Here is a 14,289-nt window from a genome sequence, read left to right on the forward strand (position 1 = left end):
ACCAAAAAAGAGGCGACCTCTGACCTGCATTAACATAATGTACAGGATTCTTTACAATTAAACCGCTAACCCCCATTTTCATTTATTGCGGTGTCTGACAAGACATGGGGGTTTTGAACACGCACTTATAGGCTTTTTTAACATTTGCAGTTTTTAATGCTGAAGGTTTGCAAGAACTAAGCCGATTCGTTATATTAAACGTTAATACCGAAATATAATGAAATAAAGGGGTCAACACCAAAATCAATGGTTGAAATAGATGGATAAATATGTTATAGACAACTAGCTAGCGGAGGGAAAACACGGAGACTCCTGTGGGAAAGCGCAGAGTAGACCTGAGCAGAAAAAAGCGAACTTCTTTTTTCGAGGAGGCTGAGCTCGGGGCCCACGGAAAGCGTAGTGTTTTTCCGTAGCGGTTGCCTTTATCNAGCCAAATAAAGAATAGGGAAAAGGGGGATTGAAAATGGATGTAAGATACCCAATTGGCAAATTACAAGTTCCCGAAAAGGTAACATTTGAAAATATTCAAGAATGGTTAAAGCAAATCGAAACTTACACGATTCGATTAGAAGAAACTGTCGACTCATTAAGTGATGAGGAATTAAGCAAAACTTATCGTGATGGTAGCTGGACAGTTCGCGGCCTTGTTCATCATATTGCTGACTCTCAGTTGAACATGTATCAACGTTTGAAGCTGGCTTTAACAGATGAGAGTCCAACAGTACCAGCTTTTGATGAAGAAAAGTGGGCTATTCAACCGGATACAAAGCTTCCCGTAGAATGTTCTATAAAAATGTTGGAAGGTATAAATGAGCGCATCGTATCTTTGGGTCATAGTTTAACGGAAGAGCATTTAGATCGAAGTTTTGTTCATCAGCTAAATGGTAATATAACAGTAGCGACAAAGGTTGCAAAATTAGCTTGGCATGAAGAGCATCACTTAGCCCATATAAAAATCGCATTATCAAAATAGCATAATATTTAAGGAATTGGTTTATCAAATCTCGGGTAAGCTAATTTTTTAAAATGGGGAAAGGAAAACAAGGGTGCGATTGTATAAGACGTAGGTAGAAAATGACAATTATTTTTAAAAAATAATCTTAAAATTGCTTAAAAGAATCCATCTTGATCAATCTTTTTTCAAAATGGATTCTTATTTATTGCAAAGTATGGTCCATGAGGTGTTTTTAATCAAACTTTATCCCAAAGTTACAGAAAAACGCTCCGTTGAATGTAGTTTCACTTTTCCCCGCATATAACGGCCACTAACCCACCTCAAAACGGCGGCTAACTGTCCGTAAATGCCCGATTCTGTTCGGGCCTGCAGGACGCAGGTCACAAAGGCGTTGCAACAGGATGTTGCGAATTTAGCCTTTGTTCCTCGTTATTCAACGGAGAAAACCGTTCCGTTGAATGTAGTTTCACTTTATGCGGTGGTAGGATCTGGCTTAGTTGCCGTTTTTCGTCGCTGGACAGCGGAAGCATTGGCAGGCGCACGTCGCCAACCGAAATACCCGTCATATTCAGGGCAGCTTTTACCGGCGCCGGGCTTGGCTGAGCAAACATCGCTTTCATCACCGGTAGGATTTCCTGGTGAATGGCTGCTGCCCGTTGGACGTTGCCGCTCGTGAAGCTCTGCACCATTTCTTGTATATCATTCCCGATCACATGGGCGGAGACCGATACGATGCCAGTACCGCCAATCGCCAATACTGGAAGTGTCAAATTATCATCCCCACTGTAAAGCGTGAAATCATCAGGCGTTTTGCTGATAATCTTTGTCATCGCATCAAGATTGGCGCTCGCTTCTTTGACGGATACGATATTGCTGATTTCCGCCAACCGGATAATGGTTTCTGGTGCAATGCCCACGGCGCTCCGGCCAGGGATATTGTACAGCATCACAGGGAGTGATGTCGCTTGGGCCACAGCTCTATAATGCTGATACAGCCCTTCCTGGGACGGTTTGTTGTAGTAGGGCGTCGTCAGCATGATCGCATCGACACCTGTCTGCGCCGCCTGTTTTGTCAACTCGATGGATGCGCGTGTGTTATTAGACCCGGTTCCAGCGATGACGGGTACACGGCCATCAGCAACTTGTGCAGTGAAGCGGAACAAGTCCAGTTTTTCAGTGTCTGTCAGCGTCGGGGATTCTCCGGTCGTTCCGGCGACTACTAAGCCGTCCGAGCCGTTTGCGATTAAATCATTGACCAATGTTCGTGTGGCATCGAAATCGATATCGCCATGATGATCAAATGGGGTCACCATGGCTGTTAATACCTGACCGAAATTCATCATTCACACACCCCTTTTGAAAGATTAAAAAGGGCTATCCCCATTGTTGCCATAAAAAAAACAACAACGAGGGTTCGCTGTTGCATGAGAAACGTTACTTAACCGTCTCTTAGCGCAAGATAGCCCTCCATATAGTTACCTATATGACAGTCCTGTATTTGTTCAATAGCAGAACCAACGGCGAAAGTATGAGCTTTGTGCCGTTTCGGCGAATCCCCCTTTCCACAATCGTCCCTGAATCTCATCATTCTCTGATTGTGTACTGATGGTCTTCGCTACCTCTACCTCACTTCAATGGATTGAAGTAAGAAAAATATATCATTTGAATCAACATAACATACACTCGATAAAAGTTCAAGGGATAGTCAGAAAAATATTGTATCCCTCCGTCCCGGCCAGGCTTCCGGCCATTTTTTTGGAAATCTATTGCATTGCCTATGATTCTATGATACGCTATAAATACAATATATATTGACAATAATTCAACCGACACACTATATATGGTGTTCGCGAGCTGTGGTGACATCTTAGTCTTAAAAAGGGAATCTGGTGTAAATCCGGAGCTGTCCCCGCAACTGTGAGTGTGGACGAACGGGATAACCACTGTATGACCAGCTTCACGGCGGTTATATGGGAAGGCCCTCAGTAGGGAGAAGCACAAGTCAGGAGACCTGCCGCATCGCGTGCGTTCGAATCCTCGGGGCAAGCGATGGCGAAACGACGGAAATAGTTCATATTTTCTGTCGTTTTATACCGTTCATCCCCTGGGTGAGCGGTTTTTTATATTGAGCTAGGACGGGTTCCGGGGAAACGGTGGGAGACCCTAAGCGATCATAAAGGAGGCAAACACATGACAATCGTCTTGAATGACGAACTGACACAACGGATTGACCAGGCAACACAAGGCTTACAGGTCGACAAAGAGACTTTTATGGAAAAAATACATAAGAAAGGTGCAGCGGCTACGAACGATCACTTAATCAAACGCGCCCTTGAAAATATCGATGAGGCAAATCCAGACTGGACATTCGTCGCCAGCCGGCTGTATCTGCATGACTTGTACAAACAGGCTGCGGCCAACAGGGGCTATGATTTTAGCGAGCGCTACAGCGATTTTTATGGACTCATCCAAACCCTTACCGAAAAAGGCATTTATACGGCGGAGCTGCTGCAGACATACACAAAAGAGGAGATCGATTATTTTGCCAGCATCATCGACCCGGCCTGCGACCAGCTGTTCAATTATCTTGGCCTTTATACCTTGACGACGCGCTATTTGGCTACTGATCACGATCAAAATATCTACGAACTGCCGCAGGAGCGGTGGATGGTGATTGCTATGCACTTAATGCAGCAGGAAGACCCGGCCCAACGCAGCCGGTATGTCGCTGAAGCCTATTGGGCGCTGAGCCATTTGTATATGACTGTTGCGACACCGACGCTCACAAACGCCGGCAAAACACACGGTCAGCTGTCAAGCTGCTTCATCGATACGGTTGATGATAGCCTGCAGTCGATTTATGACAGCAATACCGATATTGCCAATTTGTCCAAAAACGGTGGCGGCATCGGTGTTTACATGGGGAAAGTCCGGGGGCGCGGCAGTTCGATTAAAGGCTTTAAAGGCATGTCGAGTGGTGTTGTGCCATGGATCAAGCAGCTGAATAACACGGCGGTCAGCGTCGATCAGCTCGGCACCCGCAAAGGCGCCATTGCCATTTACTTGGACGTCTGGCATACCGATATTGAAGGGTTTCTCGATCTGAAGCTGAATAATGGCGATGAACGGCTGCGCGCCCACGATATTTTTACCGGTGTCTGCTTGCCGGATTATTTTATGGAACAGGTGGAAAAGCGCGGCGATTGGTATTTGTTTGACCCGCATGAAGTGCGCCAGGTGATGGGCTTTTCGCTCGAAGACTTTTATGATGAGGCGAATGGATCGGGCTCGTGGCGCGATCGCTACCTTGAATGTGTCGCGTCTCATCAGCTTACAAAGCGCGTTGTCCCGGCGATTGATATTATGAAACGGATTATGAAATCACAGCTTGAGTCCGGTACACCATTCATGTTTTACCGGGATGAGGTGAACCGGCAGAATAATAATCCGCACGAAGGCATGATTTACTGCTCCAACTTGTGCACGGAAATTACGCAAAATCAGTCACCGACAGAATTTTTGGAGGAACTGACCGAGGCGGACGGAACAATCGTGAAAAAGTACAAATCTGGGGATTATGTCGTCTGCAATTTGAGCTCGATCAACCTGGGGCGGGCCGTAACGGATCGGGTGTTGGAGCGGCTCATCCGTATTCAGGTCCGCATGCTTGATAATGTGATTGACATCAATACCCTGCCGCTGAAACAGACACAGATGACCAATCAGAAATATCGTGCCATCGGCCTTGGCACATTTGGCTGGCATCATCTGCTGGCAAAAGAAAATATCGGGTGGGAGTCGGATGAAGCAGTTGATTATGCCGATCAACTGTATGAAAAAATGGCTTACTTGACGATCAAAACGAGCATGGAGCTGAGCCGGGAGAAAGGCAGCTACCCGGCGTTTGCAGGCAGTAAGTGGCAGACGGGCCGCTATTTTGCTGATAAAGGCTATACCGGTGATAAATGGGGTGAGTTGCAGCGAAACGTCGCGGAACACGGTATCCGCAACGGCTATCTGATGGCGGTCGCGCCGAATTCATCCACGTCGATGATTGCCGGTTCAACCGCCAGCATCGATCCGGTGTTCCAACCGTTTTATTTTGAAGAAAAGAAGGATTTCAAAATTCCGTTTACGGCACCGGAACTGGATCATCAAACCTATGGCATTTACCGCCGATCAGCATATATTCTGAATCAACGCTGGTCGGTCAGACAAAATGCGGCCCGGCAGAAGCATATCGACCAGAGCATTTCGTTTAATATTTACGTGCCGAATACGATTAAGGCGTCTGTTTTACTGGATTTGCATCTGCAGGCATGGCGCGAAGGCCTGAAAACAACCTATTATGTCCGGTCAACGGCCAATGATATCGAAGAATGTGAGTGGTGTGAAAGTTGAAACCTCTGATTGCGTATTTATCCTACAGCGGCAATACGAAGGAAACAGCCGACATCATTGCGGCGCACTTGGCGGCGGATGGCGTGTCGGCGGATATGCACCGGATAGGGATCGACCCGCCAATTGATGCAGCGGGTTACGATCTAATTTTCATCGGCACCTTCACCTGGGAGATGGGTGCCACCCCTGATGAGGTGAAAGATTTCGTGCTGGAAGTCGGCTATAAACCGGACAATGTCGCGGTTTTCGGCACAGGGGAAACCCAATTCGGCGGTGCTGATCTGTTTTGCTTGGCGGTCGATAAACTGGCTAGGTTTTATGAAAGCAGATGGCCCGGCTTGAAAATCGAGCAGTCACCGCGCGGCTCGCAGGAACAATTGGTGAAAAACTGGCTGGAAGGAGTACTGTATAATGTCCCAAGTCTTGCTTGAGAAAGCGAAAACCCTGGAACCCATGAACCCGAACAAATCAACAGCTCTGTTCGGCGGAAAGTCGAGTGGCATTTTAAATTGGAACGATATCGCTTATCCGCATTGGTATAAAATGTACAAACGGCTGATCGGAAATTACTGGCAGGCAGATGAAGTCAACATGGCGGATGACCTGCGCCAGTTTGCTTCACTGACCAATGAAGAGCGTGATGCGTATTTGAAAATCATTGGTCTCTTATCAACGCTGGACGCCCCGCAGACTCGGACGGCGCTCTTGTTGTCACTGTACGCGACCGATCCGTCCGTCCAGTCGATCATGGCGGTCATCGCCCAGCAGGAAGCCGTCCATAATGAAAGTTATTCGTATGTGTTGTCATCAGTCGTGTCACTCGGTGAACAGAACGAGTCGTTTCAGCTCGGGCGCAAAGACCCTGTATTGCTGAAGCGGAACGACACGATAACACGGCAATACAACGCCTTTGTCGAGGAGCCGTCAATTGACAATATCCTGAAAACAATGGTCTATACCGCGCTTCTGGAAGGGATGTTTTTCTACTCCGGATTTGCGTTTTTCTACCATTTGGCGAGGCAAAATAAAATGGTCGGCACATCAACGATGATCAGCTACATCAACCGGGACGAATTGGAGCACGGGCGCTTTATCGCCGAATTATTCCGGGCAACACTACATGAAAATCCGGACTTGAACACAGCCGATTTTGCTGATTGGGTTTACGACCATTTCCGCGAATCGGTCGACCTGGAAATCGAATGGTCCGGCTATGTGCTGTCTGATATTCACGGCATTGACCTCGATGAAATGGCCGGCTATATCAAGTACCGCGCCAACAAAATGCTGCGCATGATGGGCCTGAGCGAGATTTATCCCGATCATACTGAGAACCCGATGAAATGGATCCGCGCTTATGCGGACAACTTCGATGGTACGAAGACCGACTTTTTCGAGCAAACGTCCCGGCAATATACGAAAACAAGCGACCTGAACGGCTTTGATGACTTGTGAGCGGGACATCTCGTTTTGTTTCTGAGAATTTTGTTGGATGAAACAGCAGAAACTTGATTTGGCTGAAGTGTTCACTATTGGCCATCCAACACGAGTATTTGCTCGGAAATCCTGACGTTCACACTGGATTTGCCAAAGTTCACAGTAAACGTGCTAAAGTTCACAAATAAAACGCTAAAGTTCACAAATTCGGCAGCAGCCGCTACGACCTCAAAATAGCCGGTGCGCCTATAAACGCACCGGCTATCCCATTTCATTGAGTGCCATCACTTCTCCCGTCACCGCATTCACGCTGTAATCGCAGTCAATCTTGCCGCACATGATGTAGCGATCCCGGCTGGTGTCATATACATAAACTGGCTCAGCATCCACGTACTCGCGCAGCACTTCAAACGCTTCTCTCTGCGACACAACCGGTTCTCCCGCCGCCGCAAACTGCTGGAACATCTCGTAAAGTCTTGCTTGATCAATGTAGTTCACCGCAGTCAATGTATTCCGCTCGATCAGCAGCTTCACTTTAATATCCAGGACATTTTGCGCTTTCTCTATAGGCTTGATCTCTGCGACAATATAGCCATCCTTTAGATAAAGCCCGGTAAGCTGTCGCTTGCCACTTTCGTCCGGATAAACGAGCCGCATAAATCGTAGCGCTTCACGTTCGCACGCGGTAATCTCAGCTTCAGTCAATGGGAAAGTGTCCGGATGCGGTTCGTTGGCTAGGACGGTTTCCAGCGTAACTTCTGGCGATAAGTCAATGTCCTCCGTCTCAAATTCACCGTCCAGCGGCTCATCCCATTGCAACGCCTCATCCTTCATGACAAACGAACTGCGATCCGCGCCGAACGTAAACGGCATCGTCCGCCCGGTGTCATTCGTTAAAAACACTTCCTCTATTCCGTATACAGGCACCCATTTTTCCTGCTCCTGATCGGGCAATGTCAGCAGCTTGCATTGCGCCTCCGCCACCGGTTCATATTTATCCGGTGTCAGTGCAAACGGCTCCCATCTGATCTGTTCTTCATTCGGAAAATCACCGTCAATGTAAAAATCCGTCAGCACACCATCGTCATTGAATGTCGTCCTGATGATGCCACCTGGTGATACCGGAATATTATCAACCGCTGCGCCGAACTGCAGCACTTGCTCTTCTTCGCGCGCAATCAGAAATTGCCGGCCAAACACGAGCCCGGTCATGTCCTCAATCCATTCAATTGCCTCTTCTTTCGCCTCTGACGTCGGATACACGTTATGGTCCGCCCGGTTGACATCACCGATGAACATAAGTCGCCTGATTGCTTTCGTATGAAAGTCGACGTCCACAACAGCTGTCCCCTCAGGGTTGAGTTCATTTTCAGTCGTCATCTCCGCATCATTCGGAAACCATTCCATACTCACACTATACATGGTTTCATTCAAAAGGGTTTTTTCCCGGAAAAAATAATACCTTTCAAGCTGATAGTTATGTAACCCCAATGTCTCCCGCGTATAATCCACCACGTCCAGCAACTGTTTGTTCATCGAAATACCTCACTTTTTCTGAATTATAGCTAGTATAACGCCTTCGTTTTAGTACTTGAAATTGATGTCGTTAATAGAAGGGAGAATCGCTCAGGACGTTATTCAATCGTCATTTTAAGAGTCTGTTCAAAAAGGAGGATGAAAAGGACCGAGAAGTTCGAGGCGGCGCAGTTTCGAGCAGCGGAATGTATGCATTTAGATACATGAGCAGCGGAGAAACAAGCCAACGACGAAATTCGATGTGTCATTTTTACCGGACTTTTTGAACAACCCCTTTAAGGGTTTTTGGTAATCGTCTGTTAGTTAACGTTATAAGTCAGCGTCTTGCCAAAGGCGTCATAGAAACGAAACTGATCTTATGACAGATCAGTTTCGTTTCTATCCTACTTTTCAATGGTTCTTCTCAATTCTTTAACGTCTTTAGGATCTAACTCTGTTATGTCCACAATCTGTTTATCAGAATAGTTTTGGCGTATTAACTTCTTAACGACATGTTTCAACGTATCTTTGCTGCCCTCCTCTCTGCCTTCTTCTCTACCTTCCTCTCTTCCTTTTTCCCTTCCTTCTTCTCTTCCTTCCTGCCTTAATTCAGCAAAGATCTCTTCCAGTGTTTGTGATGGACGCGCTTTTTCAGCCTGCATTCTTTGTACAACCTCCTTTCCCAAATATGGTACAATGTCGTCTTTCAATTGTCTGGTTAAATTCTTTGGAACCTGGAGTAAATAATCAATGAAGTAAAACAGTGCAGATAAATACATGCGGGTGTCTTCTTGCTGAGTGGTGAACTTTTGCAAAATTTGGATCATGAGTTTTCGTTTAAAAGCATAGCGTGTATTTGCGTCATTCTTAGTCTGACTTGCGTAAATGCCTGCAATGACCGCATGTGCAAACGGATTGGGTGACTGTTCCAATTTAGCTATGTTCTGATCTTGAAAATTATATACATTATATGTGTAATCAACCTTGGTACCATGAAACGAATAGTGAAAACCATTGGCGTGTTCTGCTTCATGATCGGTAATGAGTGCCAGAGCGTACACGTCTCGGTCGAATCGGTCATAAATTCTGTAAAAATACCGGAACATCCGTTTACCAAAATCCTCTTCAGCCGTGCCCTGTACCTCAATATGAATTAAAATCAATTTTTCGTCGCCATTCTTCAGGAACACTTTGGCAATTTCGTCGGCAATTAATCGGCCCTTCCTTTCTTCAATAATTTCTTTATACAATTCTTGCTTAAGGAAATCAGCCGGCCTTGTAAAGTCGATCTTTTCAAATAGGTCGGGCGCGAAAAATAGAACAAATTCCTCAAACAGTTCCTCAATCAGATTCTTCCATAGCGCATCATAATCCGGTGGTTTCACGTCATAAGTGCTCGGCTTCTCGAGCACAGCTTCTGTTGGCACCATTCTACCACATCCTTTTCCTTTCGTTAAATGTATCTGATTCAAGTATATACGAACGTATATTCGCAGTCAAGTGAGATGAGAACATGTTGAATGATGGACACATTAGGCAAATCCAGCTACATGAAAAATTCGAATATGCCACGGTATACAAGAGAAGAGCTAGGAGGAGTACGCCATGACGGAACGAATAAAATGTGCCACTAAAAAAAGCCGCCCGTACGGACAGCTTTTCTCACATCATGTATTAAAATACCGTTTAATCCCGTCAACAATGCCTTCAGCAACATTCCGCTGATGTTCTGCCGTCTCAATCACGGACAGATCATACGGATTGGTCATGAATCCGAGCTCCACCAGCACCGATAAATCACTATTCTCACTTAACACATGATACCCGTTTTGCATGATACCGCGGCTGTTCAATTCCATACGCTGTTCAAGGCCGGATTGGATATCTGCAGCCAGTGCCTTTTCAGCGCCACTGCTATCATAATAGGCGCTGAAGCCATTGACCCCCTCCAGCGGGAAGGCATTATAGTGCAGACTGATGAAGGCATCGGCCGCATTTTCATTGCTGATGCGCACGCGATTCTCAAGTGAAACAAACGAGTCGTCTGACCGGGTCAGCGTAACGGTCGCCCCTGCTTCACGCAAATCTTGGGCGACGCGGTCTGCTGTCGCTATCGTGAGGTCTTTCTCAAGCATTCTATCGCTACCAGCCGCACCAGGATCTTTCCCGCCATGTCCGGGATCAAGAACGATATGATAGCCGTCCAATGTACCGGACGATTCACTGGCCGGTTGGGCCTTCCCGGCGTTTTCATTCGCCTCGGAGGACGTGCCGCTGACGGCCATGTTGTTTTCAGCCGGTACTAAATATGGCGCCGCCACCCAAACTTCCTCGCCATCATAATATGTTTGTGCCCATCCATTTTGTTGCTGAAACACAGCAATCCGGTCACCGCCGGCAAGCTGGCCGATGATTGATGCGTCCTGTGCCGGGCCGGACCTGACATTCAGCACATCCGCCCCGACTTCGTATGTATCGCCACCATCCGCTTTTACGGTTGGCGCCAATGCTGTGAACATCAGCAGAAAGGCGGCAGCCGTTAGTAGTAATCGCAGCTTCCCCATGAAACCTCTCCTTTTTACATAACTAGCTTGTCTTTATATGGTCTGCCTTCCCTATTTTAGAGGGAAGAACCTTATTAGTCCATCGTTTCCGCCCAGGTAAATTTTAAACACGATAACTAAAAAAAATCATTCAAAAGTTTTAGAAAATAGAAGGAATATGAAGGAAGTTTCCAGAAATTATAAATAGGGCTGGACAGATCCGTATGGCTTACATGTCACATAAAGCGGGAGAACGAGATGACAGATGACCATGACCAAATGGCGAAGCAAAAAAGACGGAGGGAACGGGGCTGGCTGGCAGATCTGCTTTTCTCATTTCTTGAGGTGATTATTTGGCCGTTTACATGGCTGTTCAGAGGGTTACTGAGATTATTCAGGCATTGGCCATGACCGGAGCAGCATAAAATAACGTACAAGACATCATATACCCGAGGAAGCTGATGTATTGAAAAATGGCAGCGTGACGGGGGAAGGAAGCGATGCCATGTTTAAAATCATGATGTTGCTACTGTTGATCATCGTTTTGGTGCTTATGCTCAAACATGAAAAACGCATCGTCAAAATATTGCTGCTGACTTATTTTATCGTATTATCCATTGTTTTTATGTCCGGGAGTATTTATATTTCGTCTGAAAAGAACCTGTATGACGGTCCTGCCGCAGATGGTGGTTTTGCCAAACACTTTGAGTGGGTCAGCCATTTTTCGCTATTATACATGGTGCCACTGTTTTGTTTGCTTGGATACAAACTCTATAAGCTGACACAAAGGCTAATGAACCGAACCTGGCTGAAATGGCTGACGTTTGGGGCTGGATTTGCCGGACTGACGGCCATCAGCTATATAGCGCTCTTCATCTTTATCCTGATCTTTTATGGATTCGCCCCGTAAATGCGCTTTGGGGGCTCCACATATGGTCCGGCCGCATTAGTTGTCCCTGGCAATTCGTTTCCGATTCGGCGCGAGTGGCGGCTGTTCAAACCATTTATGCTTCGTCATAATATTGAACCACTCTTTAATGATCATCATATTTTTAAGGATTATTTTTTCATATGCTGTCAGCAGATCGACGCGCATGGCGGATGCAAGGCCAGCACCTTGGTATGCCTGGGAGGTCTGGATCAGGAAACCGATATGATAAAGCATTAATTTATCCGAAAATGGTGCCTCCTGTGACGTGGTCACTTCTGTTTCCCAAGACATCGGTACAGGTAGGTTGTCTGCATGCAAAATCGTGCTCAGTGATTGAATTTGCTGATCAGTCGTTTGCTGTGCTTTTTTCAGGAACTTCCGGACTTCCTTTGTTCGAGTGACCTGACCGAAGCCAATGGACAGCGTTTTGGCCATGATATTTTTCTTGATTATAAAGGAGAGGTCAACAATTTCCATGGCGTTTAACGGACGGTCTTTCCCCAGGAAACCGTTAAGAAATTGTTGGCCGGACACGAATTCAGGGTTTCCTTGCGGGTAGAAGTATGGGTCCCGCTGAAAATGCCCTTTTTCGAGCAGTAAGTCGGTTGTTTTTTGGTACAACAATTTCCCGTCATTGTCACAGGCATCATAAAATTCACGCAGGTCTTTCCGGGTTGAAGCACTTAATGCCCCGATATGCCCCAGCAAGCCGTGAGTGGTCATAATGTGCAAATAATGCAGGCAGAAGATATCGGAAAACAACCGTTTGGCACCACCGATCAGATCGGAATTGGTGAAACCGATGGGCACCGGAAACCCTTCATTGGCTATAAATGTTTGAATTCGCAATTTTTGGGTATCAAATAGTTGAATGGCCTCTTGAAACAACGCCTTTATGTCGTCATCTTCAATGATCGACAGCATATAGTGATTAACGGTGTTAATGGCGGTTCCGTTAACATATTCCCCCCATAGCGTACCGATTTCGGACGATGTCAGCTTTAAATCCTGTTGTTCCATGTGCATCACCTCTGTTCAAGTTTTCCCCGGTTGGTGTGTTTTATGAGAGCGGTTTTTGATAGTCGGATTCTGGAATCATGCGCTGTTAGACAGTCAATAATCGCTGATAATCAAGCGATACAAAGAAAGGATGTGATCAATTGTGGACAAACGAAAAAGCATTACCGCCATTGTAAGTTTTGTCTTACTGGCTATCGTGGTAACATTGGTCGTTGACACGGAAAATACAGTGTCACAAAATGGTGACATGATCGAACATGACTATACGTTTACCGGTGCGAGCGAGCACTGGTCTGCCGTCCTGAATGTGAACGGGAAAGAAGTTTTTTATGAAGAGCAGGAAGTGCTGCAACGGGACAGTGAAGCGCAGTCAGATTTCACCTTGACGTATCAAGGGCCGCTGGAAGACCTGGCTTCCGTGGCGGAAATGCGTTATACCTATCAGACACCGCACAGCAGCACGGAAGTTGGCCTCGATTTCACTGATGTGTCCCCGGGTGATACCGTTTTTACCGACACCAGTAACAACCTGGTCAGGGAGAATGCGACGATTGGGGTGACGGTCGAGTGGGGCGATCACACCGAAAAATTCAGCCTTGAAGCAGCGGAATGACCTTAACGGGACGTTTCCTCAAACGAGATATTGCGGACCTTTTCTGTCTCGCTGTCAAATGCAATATCGATGAAGACGCCGAATTCTCTGCTGTCCTCCCGCAGCCACAGCTTGAATTTTTCCACGGTGGCATCCTCTTGATCTTCTCTTCCCTGATGCAAATAATCAATAATGTCCGCGTCCGGATAGCGGGACTTCGTTTCCTTCATGGCGAGCCGTCCCCATTTGGCATAGGACGGGATATCCTGTTGCGGCTGATCAACGACGTGAGCGTACCCGGACCCAAGCCCCGCCGTCATTAATAATACGACACTTATGAACATGATGCATAAACGCATCGGTATCAACTCCTTGTCATTTAGCTTGGCAAATTGCCGTCTCCTCTATGCAGGCGTTAAAACGCCATAAAATGGCATGTGACAGCCGCAGCGTCGGATTTAACCACCGTACTGAACGAAACGGACGGATTTATATGGAGATTGTCATGTTTCCAGGTAATAAAAATTGGGTATACTACATAACTGTTATGAAGATGAATCGGTTGATTAAGCGGAAACAGGGTCAGCCGGCTACTGACTTCTGCTGAATGATAGTCGTTTTTTGAAAGGCGGTGTTTTGGATGCAAAAAGCATTGGTAACGTTTGTAGTGTTGGCGGTCATTCTGGTGGTATTCTTTGTTGTCATCGAATTTACCGGGGATACGTCCGTTCCGACCAGCGCGGGGAATGGAATCGAAGCAGCGGAAGGCACCGTTGTTTTACAGAATCTAAATGGATGAGCAGACTGAAGGTGTCCAGAGAAGAGCGGAACATTCCGCGAAAAGACAGTAGCATGTGATAAACATACTGATCCTTATCAAACAAAAAAGAGAAGC

The 14,289-nt window shown here is 46.5% G+C and carries 14 protein-coding genes and 2 riboswitches; of the genes, 8 read left to right on the top strand and 6 right to left on the bottom strand.

All coding sequences use genetic code 11. From position 1 onward, the window contains the following. Nucleotides 1-463: 463 nt before the first annotated feature. Entirely contained in the window at nt 464-973 is a 510-nt protein-coding gene (locus tag ACFQ4A_RS06755) for a YfiT family bacillithiol transferase (protein ID WP_382398888.1), read from the top strand. Nucleotides 974-1,335: 362 nt separating this feature from the next. Here ACFQ4A_RS06755 and dapA read toward each other — a convergent pair whose 3' ends face one another. Beyond that, nucleotides 1,336-2,295, bottom strand: a complete 960-nt coding sequence (gene dapA, locus ACFQ4A_RS06760) for a 4-hydroxy-tetrahydrodipicolinate synthase (protein WP_382398952.1) — start codon at nt 2,293-2,295, stop codon at nt 1,336-1,338. A 112-nt stretch (nt 2,296-2,407) separates the two neighbouring features. Then, nucleotides 2,408-2,587, bottom strand: a riboswitch (Lysine riboswitch). Between the two features lie 208 nt (nt 2,588-2,795). Further along, nucleotides 2,796-2,988: riboswitch (cobalamin riboswitch) on the top strand. 157 nt (nt 2,989-3,145) lie between these two features. Between dapA and ACFQ4A_RS06765 the strand changes: the two genes are divergently transcribed. From ACFQ4A_RS06765 to ACFQ4A_RS06775, 3 genes are read left to right on the top strand one after another with little or no spacing between them, the layout of a single operon-like run. Continuing rightward, the gene (locus ACFQ4A_RS06765) at nt 3,146-5,356 is read left to right on the top strand and encodes a ribonucleoside-diphosphate reductase subunit alpha (RefSeq protein ID WP_382398890.1); all 2,211 of its coding nucleotides are present in this window, start codon (nt 3,146-3,148) and stop codon (nt 5,354-5,356) included. Then, nucleotides 5,353-5,787, top strand: a complete 435-nt coding sequence (locus ACFQ4A_RS06770; RefSeq protein WP_382398892.1) for a flavodoxin — start codon at nt 5,353-5,355, stop codon at nt 5,785-5,787. The genes ACFQ4A_RS06765 and ACFQ4A_RS06770 overlap by 4 nt, the downstream gene beginning before the upstream one ends. Next, entirely contained in the window at nt 5,768-6,811 is a 1,044-nt protein-coding gene (locus tag ACFQ4A_RS06775; RefSeq protein ID WP_382398894.1) for a ribonucleotide-diphosphate reductase subunit beta, read from the top strand. Before ACFQ4A_RS06770 ends, ACFQ4A_RS06775 begins: the two co-directional genes overlap by 20 nt. Nucleotides 6,812-7,054: 243 nt before the next feature. Here ACFQ4A_RS06775 and ACFQ4A_RS06780 read toward each other — a convergent pair whose 3' ends face one another. The 3 genes from ACFQ4A_RS06780 to ACFQ4A_RS06790 form a co-directional block, all read right to left on the bottom strand. Then, nucleotides 7,055-8,329, bottom strand: a complete 1,275-nt coding sequence (locus ACFQ4A_RS06780; protein ID WP_382398896.1) for a hypothetical protein — start codon at nt 8,327-8,329, stop codon at nt 7,055-7,057. A 383-nt stretch (nt 8,330-8,712) separates the two neighbouring features. Then, nucleotides 8,713-9,738 (bottom strand): hypothetical protein, encoded by a 1,026-nt coding sequence (locus tag ACFQ4A_RS06785; RefSeq protein WP_382398898.1) that lies wholly within the window; start codon nt 9,736-9,738, stop codon nt 8,713-8,715. A gap of 237 nt (nt 9,739-9,975) precedes the next feature. After that, nucleotides 9,976-10,872, bottom strand: coding sequence for an N-acetylmuramoyl-L-alanine amidase (locus ACFQ4A_RS06790; RefSeq protein WP_382398900.1), 897 nt, complete (start codon nt 10,870-10,872; stop codon nt 9,976-9,978). A gap of 237 nt (nt 10,873-11,109) precedes the next feature. On the opposite strand from ACFQ4A_RS06790, the gene ACFQ4A_RS06795 reads away from it, so the two are divergent. After that, nucleotides 11,110-11,262 (top strand): hypothetical protein, encoded by a 153-nt coding sequence (locus ACFQ4A_RS06795; RefSeq protein ID WP_382398902.1) that lies wholly within the window; start codon nt 11,110-11,112, stop codon nt 11,260-11,262. Nucleotides 11,263-11,317: 55 nt separating this feature from the next. Next, nucleotides 11,318-11,761, top strand: coding sequence for a hypothetical protein (locus ACFQ4A_RS06800; RefSeq protein ID WP_382398904.1), 444 nt, complete (start codon nt 11,318-11,320; stop codon nt 11,759-11,761). A 36-nt stretch (nt 11,762-11,797) separates the two neighbouring features. Here the strand turns inward: ACFQ4A_RS06800 and ACFQ4A_RS06805 are convergent, their stop codons facing one another. Beyond that, a complete protein-coding gene (locus tag ACFQ4A_RS06805; protein ID WP_382398906.1) occupies nt 11,798-12,802 on the bottom strand; it encodes a DUF3231 family protein in 1,005 nt (334 codons plus the stop codon). A gap of 142 nt (nt 12,803-12,944) precedes the next feature. Between ACFQ4A_RS06805 and ACFQ4A_RS06810 the strand changes: the two genes are divergently transcribed. Continuing rightward, a complete protein-coding gene (locus ACFQ4A_RS06810; RefSeq protein WP_382398908.1) occupies nt 12,945-13,415 on the top strand; it encodes a hypothetical protein in 471 nt (156 codons plus the stop codon). A 2-nt stretch (nt 13,416-13,417) separates the two neighbouring features. Here ACFQ4A_RS06810 and ACFQ4A_RS06815 read toward each other — a convergent pair whose 3' ends face one another. Further along, nucleotides 13,418-13,753 carry a YqzG/YhdC family protein gene (locus ACFQ4A_RS06815; protein WP_382398910.1) on the bottom strand — a complete coding sequence of 112 codons (336 nt, stop codon included), beginning with the start codon at nt 13,751-13,753 and terminating at the stop codon, nt 13,418-13,420. Nucleotides 13,754-14,034: 281 nt separating this feature from the next. Between ACFQ4A_RS06815 and ACFQ4A_RS06820 the strand changes: the two genes are divergently transcribed. Beyond that, nucleotides 14,035-14,193 (top strand): hypothetical protein, encoded by a 159-nt coding sequence (locus ACFQ4A_RS06820; protein ID WP_382398912.1) that lies wholly within the window; start codon nt 14,035-14,037, stop codon nt 14,191-14,193. The last annotated feature ends 96 nt before the right edge of the window (nt 14,194-14,289 follow it).

Origin of the sequence: Lentibacillus salinarum (assembly GCF_042679865.1) — a bacterium.
GTDB lineage: Bacteria > Bacillota > Bacilli > Bacillales > Amphibacillaceae > Lentibacillus > Lentibacillus salinarum.